This window comes from Thioclava pacifica DSM 10166 (assembly GCF_000714535.1).
Lineage (GTDB): Bacteria > Pseudomonadota > Alphaproteobacteria > Rhodobacterales > Rhodobacteraceae > Thioclava > Thioclava pacifica.
Genome location: NZ_AUND01000023.1, coordinates 417,467 through 434,932, shown reverse-complemented (window position 1 = coordinate 434,932; position 17,466 = coordinate 417,467). Strand labels below are relative to the sequence as shown.

General features: G+C 65.4%; 16 protein-coding genes. 6 read left to right on the top strand and 10 right to left on the bottom strand.

Annotated elements, in window-relative coordinates:
• Positions 1–17: 17 nt before the first annotated feature.
• On the bottom strand, positions 18–1,463 hold the full coding sequence (gene pyk / locus TP2_RS11345; RefSeq protein ID WP_038077326.1) for a pyruvate kinase: 1,446 nt from the start codon (positions 1,461–1,463) through the stop codon (positions 18–20).
• Positions 1,464–1,599: 136 nt separating this feature from the next.
• Between pyk and TP2_RS11340 the strand changes: the two genes are divergently transcribed.
• The 3 genes from TP2_RS11340 to TP2_RS11330 all read left to right on the top strand — a co-directional run bounded on the left by TP2_RS11340 (position 1,600) and on the right by TP2_RS11330 (position 4,300).
• Positions 1,600–2,346 (top strand): N-formylglutamate amidohydrolase, encoded by a 747-nt coding sequence (locus TP2_RS11340; RefSeq protein ID WP_038077324.1) that lies wholly within the window; start codon positions 1,600–1,602, stop codon positions 2,344–2,346.
• Positions 2,347–2,482: 136 nt separating this feature from the next.
• Entirely contained in the window at positions 2,483–3,412 is a 930-nt protein-coding gene (locus tag TP2_RS11335) for a calcium-binding protein (RefSeq protein WP_038077323.1), read from the top strand.
• Between the two features lie 228 nt (positions 3,413–3,640).
• Positions 3,641–4,300 (top strand): hypothetical protein, encoded by a 660-nt coding sequence (locus TP2_RS11330; RefSeq protein WP_038077322.1) that lies wholly within the window; start codon positions 3,641–3,643, stop codon positions 4,298–4,300.
• A gap of 83 nt (positions 4,301–4,383) precedes the next feature.
• Here TP2_RS11330 and TP2_RS11325 read toward each other — a convergent pair whose 3' ends face one another.
• The 3 genes from TP2_RS11325 to dgcN all read right to left on the bottom strand — a co-directional run bounded on the left by TP2_RS11325 (position 4,384) and on the right by dgcN (position 7,299).
• Positions 4,384–5,244, bottom strand: coding sequence for a D-amino-acid transaminase (locus TP2_RS11325; RefSeq protein ID WP_038077321.1), 861 nt, complete (start codon positions 5,242–5,244; stop codon positions 4,384–4,386).
• A 19-nt stretch (positions 5,245–5,263) separates the two neighbouring features.
• Positions 5,264–6,226 (bottom strand): N-acetyl-D-Glu racemase DgcA, encoded by a 963-nt coding sequence (gene dgcA / locus TP2_RS11320; RefSeq protein ID WP_038077320.1) that lies wholly within the window; start codon positions 6,224–6,226, stop codon positions 5,264–5,266.
• Positions 6,227–6,297: 71 nt separating this feature from the next.
• Complete coding sequence (gene dgcN, locus TP2_RS11315; protein WP_038077759.1) at positions 6,298–7,299, bottom strand: N-acetyltransferase DgcN; 1,002 nt, start codon at positions 7,297–7,299, stop codon at positions 6,298–6,300.
• 270 nt (positions 7,300–7,569) lie between these two features.
• Between dgcN and TP2_RS11310 the strand changes: the two genes are divergently transcribed.
• Entirely contained in the window at positions 7,570–8,526 is a 957-nt protein-coding gene (locus tag TP2_RS11310; RefSeq protein WP_038077318.1) for an L-malyl-CoA/beta-methylmalyl-CoA lyase, read from the top strand.
• 181 nt (positions 8,527–8,707) lie between these two features.
• On the opposite strand, the gene TP2_RS11305 is transcribed toward TP2_RS11310, so the two are convergent.
• On the bottom strand, positions 8,708–9,175 hold the full coding sequence (locus TP2_RS11305; protein ID WP_169739526.1) for an AraC family transcriptional regulator: 468 nt from the start codon (positions 9,173–9,175) through the stop codon (positions 8,708–8,710).
• 160 nt (positions 9,176–9,335) lie between these two features.
• Here TP2_RS11305 and TP2_RS11300 point away from each other — a divergent pair, with 160 nt between their 5' ends.
• A complete protein-coding gene (locus tag TP2_RS11300) occupies positions 9,336–10,295 on the top strand; it encodes an acetyl-CoA carboxylase carboxyltransferase subunit alpha (RefSeq protein ID WP_038077316.1) in 960 nt (319 codons plus the stop codon).
• A 12-nt stretch (positions 10,296–10,307) separates the two neighbouring features.
• On the opposite strand, the gene TP2_RS11295 is transcribed toward TP2_RS11300, so the two are convergent.
• The 4 genes from TP2_RS11295 to TP2_RS11280 all read right to left on the bottom strand — a co-directional run bounded on the left by TP2_RS11295 (position 10,308) and on the right by TP2_RS11280 (position 13,320).
• Positions 10,308–10,913, bottom strand: a complete 606-nt coding sequence (locus TP2_RS11295; protein WP_038077313.1) for a pyridoxamine 5'-phosphate oxidase family protein — start codon at positions 10,911–10,913, stop codon at positions 10,308–10,310.
• Between the two features lie 63 nt (positions 10,914–10,976).
• Positions 10,977–11,753 carry a lysophospholipid acyltransferase family protein gene (locus TP2_RS11290; protein ID WP_038077310.1) on the bottom strand — a complete coding sequence of 259 codons (777 nt, stop codon included), beginning with the start codon at positions 11,751–11,753 and terminating at the stop codon, positions 10,977–10,979.
• The gene (locus tag TP2_RS11285; protein WP_051692506.1) at positions 11,753–12,649 is read right to left on the bottom strand and encodes a cell division protein FtsX; all 897 of its coding nucleotides are present in this window, start codon (positions 12,647–12,649) and stop codon (positions 11,753–11,755) included. The genes TP2_RS11290 and TP2_RS11285 overlap by 1 nt, the downstream gene beginning before the upstream one ends.
• Positions 12,649–13,320 carry a cell division ATP-binding protein FtsE gene (locus TP2_RS11280; protein ID WP_038077303.1) on the bottom strand — a complete coding sequence of 224 codons (672 nt, stop codon included), beginning with the start codon at positions 13,318–13,320 and terminating at the stop codon, positions 12,649–12,651. Before TP2_RS11280 ends, TP2_RS11285 begins: the two co-directional genes overlap by 1 nt.
• 137 nt (positions 13,321–13,457) lie before the next feature.
• On the opposite strand from TP2_RS11280, the gene TP2_RS11275 reads away from it, so the two are divergent.
• Positions 13,458–14,552, top strand: a complete 1,095-nt coding sequence (locus tag TP2_RS11275; RefSeq protein ID WP_038077296.1) for a zinc-ribbon domain-containing protein — start codon at positions 13,458–13,460, stop codon at positions 14,550–14,552.
• A gap of 117 nt (positions 14,553–14,669) precedes the next feature.
• On the opposite strand, the gene TP2_RS11270 is transcribed toward TP2_RS11275, so the two are convergent.
• Complete coding sequence (locus tag TP2_RS11270; protein ID WP_051692504.1) at positions 14,670–17,432, bottom strand: DUF4175 domain-containing protein; 2,763 nt, start codon at positions 17,430–17,432, stop codon at positions 14,670–14,672.
• Positions 17,433–17,466 lie beyond the last annotated feature (34 nt).

Sequence of the window (17,466 nt, the reverse complement as noted above, 5' to 3'; positions counted from 1 at the left end):
GTTTCCCGAAGGAAAGCTTACTCGGGGTCGGTGCGATAGATCAATCGCTCGTCGCAGGGCGCCACGCGCAGGATGTTCGTCGTCCCCTGCACGTTGAAGGGCACACCGGCGGTGACCACGATCTGCTGCGTCTCATCGGCGAAGCCGAAATCGCGCGCCGCGCGGGCGGCGTTGACCACGGCCTGCTTGAAGCGTTCGAGCTCGCCGCAATGGACCGCATGCACGCCCCAGTTCAACGAGACCCGGCGCAGCGTCGTATCGATCGGCGAGAGCGCGATGATCGGCACGCGCGGACGCTCGCGCGCGATCAGCGCGACGGTCTTGCCCGATTGCGTATAGGCGCAGATCGCCGCGATGTCGGTGGTCTCGGCGATCTCGCGGGCGGCGGCCACGATCCCGTCGGCGACGGTCTGGCGTGCGGCCGAGCGCGAGGCCTCGATGATCTCGCGATAGGTCGGGTCCTTCTCGACCGAGACGGCGACATTGTTCATCGTCTCGACCGCTTCGACCGGGTAATTGCCCGCCGCGGACTCCGCGCTCAGCATCACCGCATCGGCGCCTTCATAGATCGCGGTCGCCACGTCCGAGACCTCGGCGCGCGTCGGCATCGGGCTCTCGATCATGCTCTCGAGCATCTGCGTCGCCACGATCACCGGTTTGGCCGCGGCGCGGGACTTGCGGATCAGCTGTTTCTGGATCGGCGGCACGGCCTGAACCGGCAGTTCGACGCCCAGATCGCCACGCGCCACCATCACCCCGTCGGAGACCGCGAGGATCTCGTCGAAGCTGCGCACGGCCGAGGGCTTCTCGATCTTCGAGAGCACCGCGGCGCGGCCATTGGCCAGCATCTTGGCCTCTTCCACATCCTCGGGACGCTGCACGAAACTCAGCGCGAGCCAGTCCACGCCCATCTCGCAGGCGAATTCCAGATCCTTGCGGTCCTTGTCCGAGAGCGCCGCGAGCGGCAGCAGCACGTCAGGCACGTTCACGCCCTTGCGGTCCGAGATCGTGCCACCCACCGTCACCACGCAATTGGCGAAATCGGGTCCGCAATCCTCGACCTGAAGGCGGATCTTGCCGTCATTGACCAGAAGCTCCGACCCCTTCTCGAGGGCTGCGAAGATCTCCGGATGCGGCAGGCGCACGCGATGATTGGTGCCCGGCTCCTCCACCAGATCGAAGCGGAAGGCATCGCCCTCCTCCAGATCCGCGGCGCCGGCGGCGAAAGTGCCCACCCGCAGCTTCGGACCCTGAAGATCGGCGAGGATCGCGATCGGGCGGCCATGTTCGGCCTCGAGCTGGCGGATGATGGCATGACGGGCGCGATGCTCGTCATGGGTGCCGTGGCTCATGTTGAGGCGGAACACGTCCGCGCCCGCCACGAACAGGGCTTTGATGCTGTCATAGTCCGAAGAAGAAGGGCCCAGCGTAGCCACGATCTTCACGTTGCGAAGGCGTCTCATGCGTCCTCGTTTTCCGTTCAAAAAGTTGTCATGTCGTGGGCCAAGTAAGCGTATGGCGCAATTTGTCGCGGGCCGCAACTGGCGCCTGCCATTCTTTGCCGTTATCCCGGCGTTATCGACAAAGCGTGAAGAGAAAATGACGCAAAAGGCAGCATATACGATTAGTGGAGAGGCGCGCCCTGCACGTTGGCTCGTCACTTGCGATCATGCGCGCAATACCGTGCCCGACTGGGTGAACGGGGGCGATCTGGGGATTTCGGCCGAGGATATGGCGCGTCATATCGCCTATGACGTGGGCGCGCTGGGGCTTTCGGAGGCGCTGGCCGAGCGGCTCGACGCGCCGATGATCGCCACGGATTTCTCGCGACTGGTGATCGACCCGAACCGCGGTGAGGACGACCCGACGCTGGTGATGAAGCTCTATGACGGCACGATCATCCCCGCGAACCGCCATGCCGACACCGCCGAGGTGGAGAGACGCCTCGACCGGCTGCACCGCCCCTATCACGACGCCTATGAACGGCTCGCCGCGCGGCGCGACGACACGGTGATCTGCGCGATCCACTCCTATACCCCACAGCTGCGGGGCCGCGCGCCGCGCCCGTGGCAGGTCGCCATTCTCCATGCCCCCGCCGATCCGCGCCTTGCCCTGGAGGTGATCGCGGCGCTCGAAGCCGAGGGCGATCTGTGCGTGGGCGACAACCAACCCTATCTGGGCCATCTGGAGGGCGACTCGATCGACCGCCATGCGCTGTCCAAAGGCCGTCCGAACGTGCTCATCGAGGTCCGCAACGACCTGATCGCGACCGAGGCGGGCCAACGCGAATGGGCCGAGCGCCTCGCCCCGATCCTCACACGCGTTCTGGACGAGAGCGGTCTCTGATCGCGGACAATCCGCACTTTGCGTAGCGCATTGTTGCGCAAGGAAAAACGTGAACACACATTCGTGCCATAATCGTTGACGCGTTCGTGAGGGCGCGTGATATCCAATGGTTAATATTTCCATTGGGGGTTTTGGGATGTTCGCGATTCTTCTTCTTTCTTTTCTACCGCTTGCCTTGGTTGCAGTCGCTTTCAACGATGATGATTCCGATCACGAAAATGACGACGAGAACCGTGACGACACCGATCAGGAAACTGGCGAGGGCGAGGAAATCCAGGTCGACGCGCCTGACCAGGTGACGATGGGCACGAATGGCGACGACACGATCCGCGGCACCGACGGCACGGATTTCGTCTTCGGTCTCGCAGGCGAGGACGACATCTATCTCGGCGACGGCGACGACATGGGAACGATCTCGCCCGAGGCCGAGGACGCGATGTGGAATGCCACCACGGCCGAGGAATTCATCGACGCCTACGAAAACTCGGGCTTCTTCGGCGCGGTCGGCGGCACGGGCGACGACTATATCGACGGGGGCCACGGCAATGATGCGATCACCGGCAGCCAGGGCGATGACGTCCTGCGCGGCAATCTCGGGGCCGACACGCTGATCGATTTCGAGGGCTCGAATGAGCTTTATGGCGGCTATGGCAACGACGCCCTGATCGCCAGCGATACCGATCACGCGCCGGACCTGCTCGATGGCGGGGCCAATGACGACTACCTCTATGGCAATGACGGCGACACGATGACCGGCGGCACCGGCTCGGATTTCTTCAGCATCTGGTGGACCGGCGGCGAAGATCCCGTCTCGATCACCGATTTCGGCGATCTCGGCCCGAACCCGGCCCCAGGCACGCCGGGCGAGTTCCTCTCGATCGAGGTGGACGATCTCTCCGCGGTCTCCAACTTCTCAGTCAGCCCGAGCGACTCGGGCGCCGAGGTCTCTCTCAACGGCCAGACCGTGGCTCAGATCGAGGATGTCGATTACGCGGCACTCAAGGCGGCGGGCGCGATCTATGCCGAGGATCTCTACGGCAACGCGATGCTGCCCAGCTACGCGTAAGACGCGAAGCGACCGAATCAAACCCGTAAGAGGCCGCGCCAGACGCGGCCTTTTTCGTGGCAGTCAGCAGCGCCTCCACCTCGCCCCTCTTCGCCCCGCGCGTCAATCCCCCACCCCGCCGCGAATGGTTAACCAGCGATGAACAATCGCGCCGATTCCGCGCCACAAACGCGTTGCCTTGCCGGGTCCGCGTGGGAAGACTTGGAGGCAGGATAGGGGTGAACGATTATGCTTGGACTTTTCATAGCCGTGACGATGGCTCTCTGCCTGCTGAGCTGGGCCGAGCAAATCCCGAATGGGGCGGGATTGGCCAATCCCGAGGCGCGCGCATCAAAGCGTGAGGCGACTGCGCCGACCGCCGCGCCGCGCCGATCGAAATTGGCACTGCCGCGCCTGAAGCTGCGCCTGCCCAAATTCCGGCGCAAACCCGTGGCCGCCGCGCAGGAGCAGGCCGCGCGGATCGCTCCGGTGGCACCGCTCGAAGAGGCGCGTGCCCTGACGCCGCAAGAGGCGGCCGCCGAAGCCCGTGACGCCGAGATCCTCTCGCGCATCTCGGAGATGCTCGCGGCGCCCGATTACATGCCCAAGCCGCGCTACGAAGAGCCGGCCAGCGCCGCGCCGGAGGCCGCAGCTGCACCTGCCGCCGAAACCGCGCCGCCCCAGCGCAGCTTCCCGGAGCTGCCGGTCATCGAGGGCTTCGCGCCCGGCGACGTGATTGCGCTCGAACTGATCGGTCCCGCGCCGCGACCAGAGGATATCCGCTTCTCGCCCTGCGCCAATGGCGCGCTGGTCGAGATCGAGGGCGAGCCCGCCCTGATCATCGCCGATGCCGCACCCGAGGTGCTTGGTCCCGGCATCTTGCAATTCCGCGCTCACGTGGCGGCCTGAGAACCTGCCGACCACGTGAGAGGAAAACGCCCCGGCTGGGCTGGCCGGGGCGTTTTTCGTTTCTCGGAAAGGATCGCGGCCGATCAGATCGCGGCCTTGAGGCTCTCGTCGAGATAGATTTCGCGCAGGCGCGCCGCCACCGGCCCGACCTTGCCCGTCCCGATCGCTTCGCCATCCACTTCGACCACCGGCATCACGAAAGCCGAGGCCGAGGTATAGAAAGCCTCATCGGCCGACTGCGCCTCTTCGATGGTGAAAGGACGCTCCTCGATCTCCATCTGGCTTTCGGCCGCGTATTTCAGCAGCGAGGCACGGGTGATCCCGTGCAGGATATCGTGCGAGAGCTGGCGGGTGATGATCTTGTTGCCCTTCACGATATAGACGTTGTTCGACGAGCCTTCGGTGACGAACCCGTCCTCGACAAACCAGGCATCGTTCTTGCCCGCCTTCTCGGCCGCCATCTTCGCCATCGACGGGTACAGAAGCTGCACCGTCTTGATGTCGCGGCGATGCCAGCGCAGGTCGGGCAGCGAGATCACCTTGATGCCCACCTTCGCCTTCGGATCGTCGGCCAGGTTCTCCTTGGCCTGCGTGTAGAGCACCACGGTCGGCGGCGTGCCTTCCGGCGGATAGTGGAAATCGCGATCGCCCGCATTGCCGCGCGAGACCTGCAGATAGACCATCCCCTCGTCGATATTGTTGCGCTTGATCAGCTCGCGGTGAATCTCGACCCATTCGTCGCGGGTCAGATCGCAGGTCATTTCCAGCTCGGCCATCGAGCGGGCGAGGCGGTTCATGTGACCTTCGAATTCGAGGATCTTGCCGCCGAGGACCGAAGTCACCTCATAGACCGCATCGCCCATCACGAAGCCGCGGTCGAAGATCGAGATCTTCGCCTCCTCTTCGGGCAGATACTCCCCGTTCAGATAGACAATCCGGCTCATCTCGATCTCCTTAGAACTCTCAACCCCAGAGCGCAGGCTCGGGAGGCAAAACCTCGCTGCCGCGATAACGCAACGGCACGTCGCGGTCTTCGGCCAGAAGAAGCGGCCCGTCAAGATCAACATAGTCCGCCCCCTGCGCCACCAGCGTCGCAGGCGCCATGGCAAGGCTCGAGCCGACCATGCAGCCCACCATCACGCCGAACCCTTCGGATCGCGCGATCGCGCGCAGCCGCAGCGCCTCGGTCAGCCCGCCGGTCTTGTCGAGCTTGATGTTGATGACGTCATATTTCCCGCGCAGGTCCAGCAGCCCCTCGCTCGTATGGCAGCTCTCATCGGCACAGATCGGCACCAGCCGTTCGATCCCCGCCAGCGCCTCATCGGCCGCCGCGGGCAGCGGCTGCTCGACCAGCGCCACCCCCAGAGCTTTCAGCTCGGCCTGAATGTCGAGAAAGGTCTCGATCTCCCAGCCCTCGTTGGCGTCCACAATGATGCGCGATGTCGGCGCGCCCTCGCGCACCGCACGCAGCCGCGGCAGATCCTCGGGCGTGCCGAGCTTGATCTTCAACAGCGGTCGCGCCGCCTGCTTCGCCGCCGCCTCGCGCATCTTCTCGGGCGTGTCGAGCGACAGCGTGTAAGCCGTGGTCAGCGAACCGGGTTTCTCGATCCCGGCCAGTTCCCAGACCGGAACGCCTTTCGACTTGGCCTCCCAATCCCACAGCGCACAATCGAGCGCATTGCGCGCCGCCCCCGCGGGCAGTGCCTCCTGCAGCTCGGCGCGCGTGATATCGACGGGCACGCTCTCGATCTGACCCGTGACGCTGTCGAGGCTCTCGCCATAGCGTGCGTAAGGCACGCATTCGCCCCAGCCCTTGACCCCGTCGCGCTCGACCGAAACCGTGACGACCTTCGCCTCGGTCCGCGATCCGCGCGAGATGGTGAAAACCTGCGCGAGCTTGAACGTATCGTGCTGCACCCGGATCATCGGCGCTCCCCCTTCGACTTGGTCTCAAAATCCCCGCCGGAAGCATCCGACGGGGCTCATTGACGAGACAATCAGATCGCGGCGAGCGCGTCCACCAGCTTGCCTGCGCCAAAGCGGAACGGGTCGGTTGCGGGCAGGCCCATCTCGTCCTCGACCTTCGCCAGATAGGCCTTGGCCTCATCTTCACCCATCTTCTGGGTGTTGACCGAGATGCCCACCACCTGACACTCGGGATTCGCCACTTTCGCCAGCGCCAGCGCCATGTCGCGCAGCGCCTCCAGCGAGGGCAGCTGATAGCCCGGAAGCCCGCGCATATTGGCCCGCGTCGGTTCGTGCGAAAGGATCAGCGCGTCGGGCTGACCGCCATGGATCAGCGCCATCGTCACGCCGGAATAGGAGACGTGGAACAGGCTCCCCTGCCCCTCGATCAGATCCCAGTGATCGGCCTCGTTATCGGGCGTCAGGTACTCGATCGAGCCCGCCATGAAATCCGCGATCACCGCATCGAGCGGCACGCCGTCGCCGGTGATCAGGATGCCGGTCTGGCCGGTGGCGCGGAAGGTGGCCTTCATGCCGCGATCGCGCATCTCGCGCTCGAGACACAGCGCGGTATACATCTTGCCGACCGAGCAATCCGTGCCCACGGCGAGGCAACGCTTGCCTTTGCGCTTCTCGCCATTGGCGATCGGGTATTTCACCGCCGGGATGCGCACGTCATGCAGCTGACGCCCGCAGGCCTCGGCCACCGCGACCAGATCGGGCTCGTCGCGCAGCAGGTTGTGCAGCCCCGAGGCCAGGTCGAGCCCCTCTTCGAGCGCTTCGACCAACACCTTCTTCCAGGCTTGGCTGATCACCCCGCCGCGGTTCGCAACGCCGATCACCAGCGTCTTGCAGCCCGCCGCGATCGCTTCTTTGATGTCGAGATCGGGAATGCCCATATCCGCCTGGCACCCCTCCATGCGGTATTGCCCGATGGCAAATTCGGGACGCCAGTCCTTGATCCCCTGCGCCACTTTCGCGGCCAGCGGGTCAGGGGCATCGCCCAGAAACAGCAGATAGGGGGTGTCGATCAGCGCCATGGTGAGCTCCCTGTTTTCTCGTTGCAGAAGATATTAGGGCGCGGCCGGAAAATTTCTTGGGGATTTCCGTGCGTTATTTTGCCCTTTGTGGGAGAATCTTCACCAAAATGCGCCCGAGGCCGAAGATTTGTGCAGTCTGCGTGAAATCAATGCTGCAACGCGGCTCGCGATTCTGCGCCCGCAAAATCGCCTTGCATGAGCGCGCGCAACAATATACCCAATCCGCAACCAAAAACGTAACTTCATTGCGAAAGGCCCGCGCCGATGAGCTTCCGTCTGCAACCGACCGCCCCCGCCCGTCCGAACCGCTGCCAGCTCTTCGGGCCCGGCTCGAACACCAAGCTCTTCCCGAAGATGGCGGCCTCCGCGGCTGATGTCATCAACCTCGACCTCGAGGATTCGGTCGCCCCGAACGACAAGGCTCAGGCGCGCCGCAACATCATCGCCGCCAGCCACGAGATCGACTGGAACACCAAGTATCTCTCGGTCCGCATCAACGGGCTCGACACCCCCTATTGGTATCGCGACGTGGTCGAACTGCTCGAGGAAGGCTCCGAGCGCATCGACCAGATCATGATCCCGAAGGTTGGCTGTGCGGCCGATGTCTATGCCGTGGATGCGCTGGTCACCGCGATCGAGACCGCGAAGGGCCGCACCAAGAAGATCTCGCTCGAAGTGATCATCGAGAGCGCCGCGGGCATCGCCCATGTCGAAGAGATCGCCGCCGCCTCGCCCCGCCTTCAGGCGATGAGCCTCGGCGCGGCCGATTTCGCAGCCTCGATGGGGATGCAGACGACGGGTATCGGCGGGACTCAGGAAAACTACTACATGCTGCGGGATGGCGCCAAATACTGGTCGGACCCCTGGCACTGGGCGCAAGCCGCGATCGTCGCCGCCTGCCGCACCCATGGCATCCTGCCGGTCGACGGCCCGTTTGGCGATTTCTCCGACGATGATGGCTTCCGCGCCCAGGCTCTGCGCTCGGCGACGCTCGGCATGGTCGGCAAATGGGCGATTCACCCGAAGCAAATTGCCCTTGCAAATGAGGTCTTTACGCCTTCTGATGAGGCCGTGACCGAAGCCCGCGAGATCCTCGCCGCAATGGAAGAGGCCAAGGCACGTGGTGAAGGTGCGACCGTGTACAAGGGTCGTCTTGTCGATATCGCTTCGATCAAACAGGCCGAGGTGATTGTCAGACAGGCCGAAATGATTAAAGATTAAGCCCCGTGCGAACGAATCACGGTAAGGTTTGATATCCCGGAGCGGTTGGGAGGGGAGGCCCGACCGCATGAGGGAAGAGGAACGCCCCGGCCCATGGCTGGGGCGTCTCCGTTTCGGCAGCCTGACGTAAACGTCAACCTGCTGCGCCCGTCTTCAGAAGCACGAAACCTCGGACCGCCTCTCACCCCTTCAGCGGCAAGCGGATTTCGGTCAGCAGATCCTCGGGCTTCGTATTGGCGGGGTCGTTGAGATAAACCTCATAGGCTGGCAAGTCACGATGGCGCTGGCCCGAGGCTGGGAACCACTCCTCCGAGAGCCAGCGATAGGCCTCGGGAAGCAGCGAATAGGGCCCTTTCACCCGCATCACCGCGTAATTTCCCGCCGGATAACGGATCTCTTCGAGCGGCGGGAACATCGCAAACCCTTCTCCAACGAGGAAACAGGCATGAGAGCGCAACTCCTCGGGTGCGACCTCGCGCGGATCGTCATGCCCGATCATCGCCGCGCCTTCGACCTCGACCCAGGACGGCTCCGGGATCAGCCCGGCCAGTTCCTGAAAGATCGGACCAATCGTCGGATAAGGCCCCTTGTGGGGCAACCCTGCGAGCCGCACCGAAGGCAGGTGCGTCAACTCAATCTCGAATGCCATCTTCACCCCCATCTGTCGGAGTGCGCGTATCCTGCGATTGCAGCATAGCACCGGGCAGGCATTTCGCAATTGCGGCATGTGTCGCACTGTCCCGCGCGGCCAGTTGCATTTCCCCCCCGACCACGACATACAGTCCCGAGTTTCGGATGCGGAGTGATCCATGACCTATCTTGAATTCGAAAAACCCCTGGCGGAAATCGAAGGCAAGGCCGAAGAGCTGCGTGCGCTCGCCCGGCAGAACGAGGAGATGGATGTCGAGAAAGAGGCCGTGGCCCTCGACAAGAAGGCCGAGCAGATGCTGCGCGACCTCTACAAGGACCTCTCGCCCTGGCGCAAATGCCAGGTCGCGCGCCATCCCGACCGTCCGCATTGCAAGGATTACATCGACCAGCTCTTCACCGAGTTCACGCCGCTCGCAGGCGATCGCAACTTCGCCGACGACCATGCGGTGATGGGCGGGCTCGCACGGCTGGGCGACAAGCCGGTGATGGTGATTGGCCATGAGAAGGGCCATGACACCGCCTCGCGCATCGAGCGTAATTTCGGCATGGCCCGCCCCGAGGGCTACCGCAAGGCGATCCGCCTGATGGACATGGCCGCGCGTTTCGGCCTGCCGGTCGTGGCGCTGATCGACACCCCCGGCGCCTACCCGGGCAAGGGCGCGGAAGAGCGCGGCCAGTCCGAGGCGATCGCCCGCTCGACCGAGAAATGCCTGCAGATCGGCGTCCCGCTGGTCTCGGTGATCATCGGCGAGGGCGGCTCCGGCGGCGCCGTGGCCTTCGCGACCGGCGACCGCGTCGCGATGCTCGAACATTCCGTCTATTCGGTGATCTCGCCCGAAGGCTGCGCCTCGATCCTTTGGAAGGATGCCGAGAAGATGCGCGAAGCCGCCGAAGCGCTGCGCCTGACCGCGCAGGACCTGAAGAAGCTCGGCGTGATCGATCGGATCATCAAGGAACCGATGGGCGGCGCACAGCGCGACAAACAGGCGGCCATCGCCTCGGTCGGCTCGGAAATCTCGCTGATGCTGGCCGAGCTCGAAGGCAAGAAACCCGCCGAGCTGATCAAGGCCCGGCGCAAGAAATTCCTCGACATGGGGTCTCAAGGCCTGTCGTCCTGATCGCCAACCCGCTTACCACATCGTCTTCGCGGCGCGGCCCGGCCAGTCCCGGTCATAGCTGGCGCCGTCGAAATCGCCTTGGGTGATCTCGCGCAGCATATCGCCCACGCTCGGGAGACCCTCTGAAAGGTCGCCATCGCGCCACAGCCCCGCCCGCATCACTGCGCGGGCGCATTGCGAATAGACCTCGGAAATCGCGATCTCGATCACCGTGCGCGGCCGCTTTCCCTGCCGCTCGAAGGAGGCCAGAAGCTCCGGATCGGCCGAGATCCGCGCCCGCCCGTTCACCCGCATCACCGTGTCCGACCCCGCGATCATGAACATCAGCGAGATCCGCGGGTCGCGAAGGATATTGCGCAACGTGTCGATCCGCTCATTGCCGCGCCAGTCGGGCAGCAGCAGGGTCCGCGCATCCGCGATGCGCACCACCGGACCGTCATCGCCGCGCGGGCTGCCATCCGTCCCCTCGGGTCCCACCGTCGAGAGCACGCAGAACCGCGCCCGCTCGATCCAGGCCCGGTAGGCCGCCGTCAGATACGGCGTGACCTTCACCGTCGCGGCCTCGCCCGGCACCCCGTATAGCGCCTCGAGATCTTCCATCCGCGTCAGGTAATGCATGACCTGCCCCCCTTCTTCTTGATGAAAATATCTCCGCCGGAGGCTCCCGCCCGCTGGCCCAGCTCAGGCCTCGGGCAGCTTGAACCCGGCTTCCGCCATCAGCGCATCCGATTGCGGCTCGACCACCGCCTCGATCGCCTTGAGCATCTCGGGCGCGCCGCCGCCCGGCTCGATCGGGTCGAGGAACTCGGTCACCGCCACGCCCGACAGGATCGGCCAGCCGCGCTTCGACCAGAACAGCCCCGCATTGGTCGCGACCGGCACCACCGGCAGACCCGTCGCCTCAGCGATCACGCCCGCGCCCTGCTTGTAGCGACGACGCTCGCCGGGCGGCACGCGGGTGCCCTCGGGATAGATGATGAGCTGGCCAAGCCCATGGCTTGCGCGCGCTTCCTCGACCGCTTCGAGCATCACCTTCATCGCTTCCGAGCCTTTCGAGCGGTCGATCGGGATACAGCCCGCCTTATGCGCGAACCAGCCCATGATCGGCACGCGCAGCAAGACCTTCTTCATCACGAAGGCCCGGCGCGGCAGGTGATTGGCAAGGATCAGGATGTCGAAGAAGCTCTGATGTTTGGCCGCCACGATGCAGTCGCCCGTGGGCGGGGTGCCGCGCAGCTCGTAGCGCAGGCCCAGATAGATCCGCGCCATGTCGAGCAGATGTTTCGTCCAGATCCCCGCCGTGCGATGCACCCCTTCGCGACCGCGCGGCAGCACCTGGAACAGCAGCCCCCAGGTGCCGATCAGCACCGTCGCCAGCGCGATATGGACATAATAGAGCGCCGTCATCACATAGGTCACCGGCGTTGCCTTCCCGGGAAGGCGCGATTTGTCGGCCATCAGCGTATCCTCCTCAGCATCCGCAGCGCGGCGAAACGCGTTGCGGCAAAAGCCACGATTGCGGCGATCGGCGGAATGATCAATGGCCAGAGCCAGCTGAGCCCCGAAAAGCCCAAGCCTGTCAGGAAGCCGCCCGCCGCCTCCGCCGAAGGCAGAAGCGCAATCGCCACCATCCCCAGCACCGTGCCCGCCACCGCGCCAATGAGCCCGCGCGTCGTGAAACGGCGCACGAAGGCGCGCGCGATGAAAGCGTCTTTCGCACCCACCAGCCGCAGCGTCGCGATCACCTGCCCGTTTGCTGCGAGCGCCGCTTGCGCAGCCAGTGTGATCATTCCCGCCATCGCGCCGAAGATCAGCACCAGCGACATCAGCCCCAGCATCCGCAGGCGCTCGGCGGCTGCCACCAGCGGGCGGCGCCAGCGAGTATGGTCATCGAAGATCGCGCCGGGCGCCTCGGCCTGAAGCCGCAGCCGCAGCCCCTCGGCATCCAGGCCATCAGCCGTCTCCGTCACTGCGATCAGCTTCGGCAGCGGCAATGCATCGACCGGCAGGTCGGGGCCGAACCAGGGCTTCAACAGCCCCTTCATCTCCTCGTCGCCCAACACCCGCGAGCTTTCCACCCCCGGCGTCGTCTTGAGTACCTCCTGAACGGCCGCGACCTGCGCCTCCATCTGCTCGGGCGGGGCCGAGATCCGGATCGTGGCAGAGCGCGCGAGGCTGTCAGCCCAGCGATCGGCGAGCCGTCCCGTCGCCAGCGAAAGAGCCAGCGCGAAGACCGCAAGGAAGGCCATCGCCGCGGCGGTAAACAGCGTCAGTCGTGCGGTAAAGCCAGTGGGCGGCACCACGCGGTCGGGGCCGGTCGTCTCGGCGGTCAGGATCGACAGGGTCGCGCGCATTACAAATCGGCCCCCGCCGCCTGCAGATGACGGTTCGCGATCCGCAGAACCCGCGCCGAGACCTGCGCCTTGGCCTGCCGGATCAGGTTCAGGTCATGGGTCGCAATCACCACCGTCTTGCCCATCTTGTTCAGCTCCACCAGCAGCGACAGCAGCCGCAGCGACATCTCCCAGTCGAGATTGCCCGTCGGCTCGTCGGCGAGGATCACATCGGGCGACATGATCACCGCGCGGGCCAGAGCCGCGCGTTGCCGCTCGCCGCCCGAAAGCTGCGGCGGGCGCGCATTCGCCTGATGCTTGAGCCCGACCCAGTTCAGCAATTCGCGCAGCTGATCCATGTCGGGCGCGCGGCTCGACACCGTCATCGGCAGCGCCACGTTCTCTTCTACAGAAAGATGATCGAGGAACTGGCAATCCTGATGCACCACCCCGATACGCTGGCGCAGCCCCGCGATCTCGTCGCGGCTCATCGCGCGCACATCCTTGCCAAAGAGCGACAAATGTCCCGCCGAAGGCAGCAATTCCGCGTAGCACAGTTTGAGAAATGTCGTCTTCCCGGCACCCGAGGGGCCGGTCAGGAAATGAAACGACCCGGGGGCCAGACGCAGGCTCATATCGCTCAGGAGCTCCGCTCCGCTATAGCTCATCGCCACATTTTGCAGCTCGATCACTGCCAGCCCCTTTATTTGGTGCGCGTTTCGCGAATATCCCGCCCGTTTTGCTTGGACATTCGCCCCGCGCTTGCTACAACATAAGATAACTATTGGCCAGAACAGCAAACGGCCAACATGGGCAGGGATGGGACAGGATGCGGTTGGTTTGCCCCAATTGCGGAGCGCAATACGAAGTCGATGACGCGGTCATCCCCGAAGGTGGGCGCGATGTGCAATGCTCGAATTGCGGGCACGGCTGGTTTCAGCCGAGCAAATCCATGCTGGAGGCCGATGCCGATCCGGTAAGCCCCGATCCGGTGCCCGACGAATGGGATGTCGAGCCGGAACCAGAGCCGGAACCGGAAGTCGAGCCCGAACCGGAAGTCGAGCCGGAACCGGAACCGATCGCTGCCACCCCTGAGCCTGAGCCTGAGCCTGAGCCTGAGCCTGAGCCTGAGCCTGAGCCTGAGCCTGAGCCTGAGCCTGAAGAAGATGAGGCCGCCGCGGCCATCTCGGCAATGCTGGGCAACCAGCCCGCGCCGGCGCTCGATGTGCCACCGGAGCCGGACGAAATCGACGAGGAAGACGACCTCTCCCCGGCCCCGCAGCCCGGCGCGACTCCGCGCAAGGCGCTTGATGACGGGCTGCTGTCGATCCTGCGCGAAGAGGCCGAGCGTGAGGCCGCCCATCGCCGCGCCGAGGGCGTGAGCGAGCTCGAGACGCAAGAAGAGATGAACCTCGAAGAGGGCGAAAGCTCTGCCGATGCCGAACAGGCGGCGGCCGCCGCCGCAGCCCAGCTCGCACAGGCGCGCAAATCGCGCTTCGATTTCAGCGACCTGAGCGAAGAGACCGAAGAGGATCGCGTCGCCAACCTCCTTGCCGAGGAGGAGGAAGACCTTCGCGCCGCCCGTGGCCGCGAACGCCTGCCCAATATCGACGAGATCAACTCGACCCTCACCGCCACCTCCGATCGCGAGGGCGACAGCGTGGCCGAATTCTCGCCCGAGATGGCCAAGCGCCGGCGCAGCGGGTTCAGCGCGGGGTTCCTCTTCGTGATGGTGATCGCGTTGCTTCTCGCCGCGCTCTACATCTTCGCGCCGACGATCGTCGCCCGCGTCCCCGCGCTCAAAGCGCCGCTTCAGACCTATGTCGTGACGGTGGACGAGGGGCGGATCTGGCTCGATCTGCAGCTGCGCGGAGCGATCCACCGGCTCCAGCCCGATGACGGAAAGCCCCGGCTGACCGAGTAAGCCCCCAAGCTGTGATCCACCGCGGGCTGCGAAAGCGTCGGGCCGCGCATAAGCTCTGCTTATATTTCGGCGCTGCGCATAAGCTCTTCTTATCGAGCGGCTTCGAAACGCTGCGCCTCAGCCCGCATTCCCGAACTGGTCGAGCAGCCGCTTGAGATAGTCGAGCTCTTCCTCGGGGCGCAGCCGGTCGGCGGAGCGACGGCGGATCTCATCAAGCAGATCCTGCGCCCGGCGATAGACATCCTCGCCCTGCAGCATGTCGCGATCCGTGCCGACCCGGCTCCCATCGCCCTGTGCACGGCCCAGCGGATCGCGCGGCATCTCGCGTCCGCCCATCTGGCCCTGCTGCCCCGCCTGCTGCTGGCCGGATTCGCCCGGGGTGCCCTGCTGACGCGCCTGATCCTGGCGCATCGCCTGACCGAGCGCACGCATGCCTTCGCGCAGCGCCTCGATCGCATCGGCCTGCCGGTCGATGGCGCGGCTATTGTCGCCTTCGCGCAGCGCTTCCTCGGCCTGATCCATCGCACGGCCCGCCTCGTCGAAGCGCTGCTCGGCCTGCTGGCCCGCCTCGTTGCCGAAACCCGGCAACAGGCCGCGCTGGCGGTCGAGCTCGCGGCGCAGGGCGCGCTGGCGATCGGCGAGGCTCTGGCCATCCACGCCGCCCTGCCCGCCTTCGAGACCGGGCTGATCGCCCTGCCCCTGACCGTCGCGCTGCGCCTGACCGTCCTGCCCCTGGCCCTGACCCTGCTGGTCGCCCGGTTGCTGGCCTTGGCCCTGTTGGCCCTGCCCCTCCTGGCCCTCGCCCTGCGGCATTCCCTGACCTTGTTGGCCCTGACCTTGCTGCTGCCCTTGGCCCTGCTCGGCCTGACGCTGGCGCTCCTCGGGCGTCATGAACTGGTCCTGCAAATCGCGGAACGCGTCATCGGACAGCTCCTGCTGCTTGCGCAGCGTGTCCTGCATGTCGCGCATCGCCTGACCGCCGGGCATGTCGCCCTGACCGCCCTGGCCCTGCTGGACCTTGAGGTTCTCCATCATCCGCGCGAGCTGATCCAGCAGCTCTTGCGCCTCGGCCATCCGGCCCTCCTCCATCAGCTTCTGGATCTGGTCCATCATCTGCTGGATCTGGTCGCCGGTGATCTGCTGGCTCGGTTGGTTCTGCTGACCGAATTGCGGGCCTTGATCCTGCTCCTGCGCGCGCTCGGCAAGCATGCGAATGTAATTGTCGGTGGCCTCTTTCAACTCCTGCATCAGCTTTTCGATCTCGTCCTGCGAGGCGCCGTTGCGGATCGCCTCCGAGAGCTTTTGCTGCGCCTGTTGCATCGCGGCCAGCGCGTCGGCGAGCCCGCCATCCTCGATCAACTCGGCGATTTTCCACAGCGCCTCGGCGATCTCGTCGCGCGCCTCGGGGCTCAGGTCGGGGTCGTCCAGACGGCCGATCACGAGGCGGATCATCATGTAGACCTCCTCGCGCTTGATGAAGCCCTCATGCCGGTTCGAGATCGCGCGCAAGAGCTGATCGGAGACGGCGCGGTTGTCGCGCGACCAAAGGAGATCGCGGCGCACCTCGATCAGGGCCGCGGCGAGCGGGTCGAAGAAGCGCTTGCCGGGCAGGATGATTTCCTGAACGCCCGAGCTGCCGGTCTGGCCGCGCCCGTCCTCGACCTCGAGCGTCAGTTTCACCGGCAGGTTCGCCCAAGGATGCTTGGCCGCGTCCTCGACCAGCGTCTCGGTGAACTCGGCGCGCGAGCCCGAGATCGGCAGCGGCAGATCATAGATGAGATCGTCGCGCGGCTCGGGATCGATCTTGAGACCGTAGCGGCGATCGACCTTGGCCAGATCGAGCGAAATCAGCGCCCGGCCCGAGGTCACGGCGTAATCGTCCTGCGCGCTGAAAGGCAGGCTCAGCTTGCCATCGGCGCGACGCTCAGGCGTCCCAGCGAGGCTGACCGAAGGTGCGGTGTCGGGGCGCACGGCGACGTGGAAGGTGCGGCCCGCCGGACCCTTCATCGCAATCAGCCCGCTGCGCACCGCCTCGAATTCGCGGGTCTCGATCCCAGCGGTTTTCTGGGCGGCGCCCTGTTCGGGCAGCGCCGCGGGGTTCGAGACGCTTTCGGAGAAGCCGATCGCGCCCGCCGAACCGTAAAGCCGGATCGAAAAGCGGGTCCCTTCGGGCACGATCACCTCGTCGCCCTCGACCTTGTTGAGATAGAGCCCCGGCTTGCCTGTATAGCGCGGCGGCGAGGCCCAGCCTTCCCAGCTCGGCCCCATCGCAGCCTCGGCCGAACCGCTCGCGCCGGGCAGCCCCTCGGTCGGGTTCAGAAGCCGCTGCGGCACGCCGAAAATCACCGCGATCACCAGCGCCGTCAGCGCGGTGATGCGCAGCGCATAAGGGTCACGGCGGGCGAGATCGGGATCAGGGCGCGGCGCGCGGGCGGCTTTGGCGGCCCTCGTCATACGTTGCAGATGCGCGGCCCAGAGCGCGCGGGCGGCCGGGTCATCCTGACCGAGCGCCATCTCGTCGGTGAGCGCGGAGAACGGCCGTCCGGGCAACGTCGCATCGAGCCGTGCGATCGCCTCGGCACGGCTGGGCCAGCGCAGCTTCCACACCCCCCATCCCAGCGAGATCAGAACCGCAACGAGCGCAACGAGCCAGAACCAGCGCGATAGCGTGCCCAGATAGGCGGGCAGCGCGAAGGCGATCGCGGTGGCGATCAGGGCCAGAAGCGACAGGAGCGGCCAGAAGGCGCGGAGCGAGCGTTCGAGCATCACCCCCGCATGGGTCAGGGCGATCGGACGCGCGAAGGGTATGAGCATCAGCTCCCCTTCCACCACCGTCGCCTGCTTGCGCGGCCCGCGTCTGAACCAGTTCCTGACCGGCATGTCTCCCTATCCGTCGGCCCCGATTCCCTGACTA

Excerpts from the sequence above, each read along its gene's own strand:
- TP2_RS11340 (WP_038077324.1), top strand. The coding sequence starts at position 1,600 with ATGACGCAAAAGGCAGCATATACGATTAGTGGAGAGGCGCGCCCTGCA.
- TP2_RS11300 (WP_038077316.1), top strand. The coding sequence starts at position 9,336 with ATGACCTATCTTGAATTCGAAAAACCCCTGGCGGAAATCGAAGGCAAG.
- TP2_RS11325 (WP_038077321.1), bottom strand. The coding sequence starts at position 5,244 with ATGAGCCGGATTGTCTATCTGAACGGGGAGTATCTGCCCGAAGAGGAG.
- TP2_RS11330 (WP_038077322.1), top strand. The coding sequence starts at position 3,641 with ATGCTTGGACTTTTCATAGCCGTGACGATGGCTCTCTGCCTGCTGAGC.
- pyk (WP_038077326.1), bottom strand. The coding sequence starts at position 1,463 with ATGAGACGCCTTCGCAACGTGAAGATCGTGGCTACGCTGGGCCCTTCT.
- TP2_RS11305 (WP_169739526.1), bottom strand. The coding sequence starts at position 9,175 with ATGGCATTCGAGATTGAGTTGACGCACCTGCCTTCGGTGCGGCTCGCA.
- TP2_RS11295 (WP_038077313.1), bottom strand. The coding sequence starts at position 10,913 with ATGCATTACCTGACGCGGATGGAAGATCTCGAGGCGCTATACGGGGTG.
- TP2_RS11290 (WP_038077310.1), bottom strand. The coding sequence starts at position 11,753 with ATGGCCGACAAATCGCGCCTTCCCGGGAAGGCAACGCCGGTGACCTAT.
- TP2_RS11335 (WP_038077323.1), top strand. The coding sequence starts at position 2,483 with ATGTTCGCGATTCTTCTTCTTTCTTTTCTACCGCTTGCCTTGGTTGCA.
- TP2_RS11285 (WP_051692506.1), bottom strand. The coding sequence starts at position 12,649 with ATGCGCGCGACCCTGTCGATCCTGACCGCCGAGACGACCGGCCCCGAC.
- TP2_RS11270 (WP_051692504.1), bottom strand. The coding sequence starts at position 17,432 with ATGCCGGTCAGGAACTGGTTCAGACGCGGGCCGCGCAAGCAGGCGACG.
- TP2_RS11275 (WP_038077296.1), top strand. The coding sequence starts at position 13,458 with ATGCGGTTGGTTTGCCCCAATTGCGGAGCGCAATACGAAGTCGATGAC.
- dgcA (WP_038077320.1), bottom strand. The coding sequence starts at position 6,226 with ATGATCCGGGTGCAGCACGATACGTTCAAGCTCGCGCAGGTTTTCACC.
- TP2_RS11310 (WP_038077318.1), top strand. The coding sequence starts at position 7,570 with ATGAGCTTCCGTCTGCAACCGACCGCCCCCGCCCGTCCGAACCGCTGC.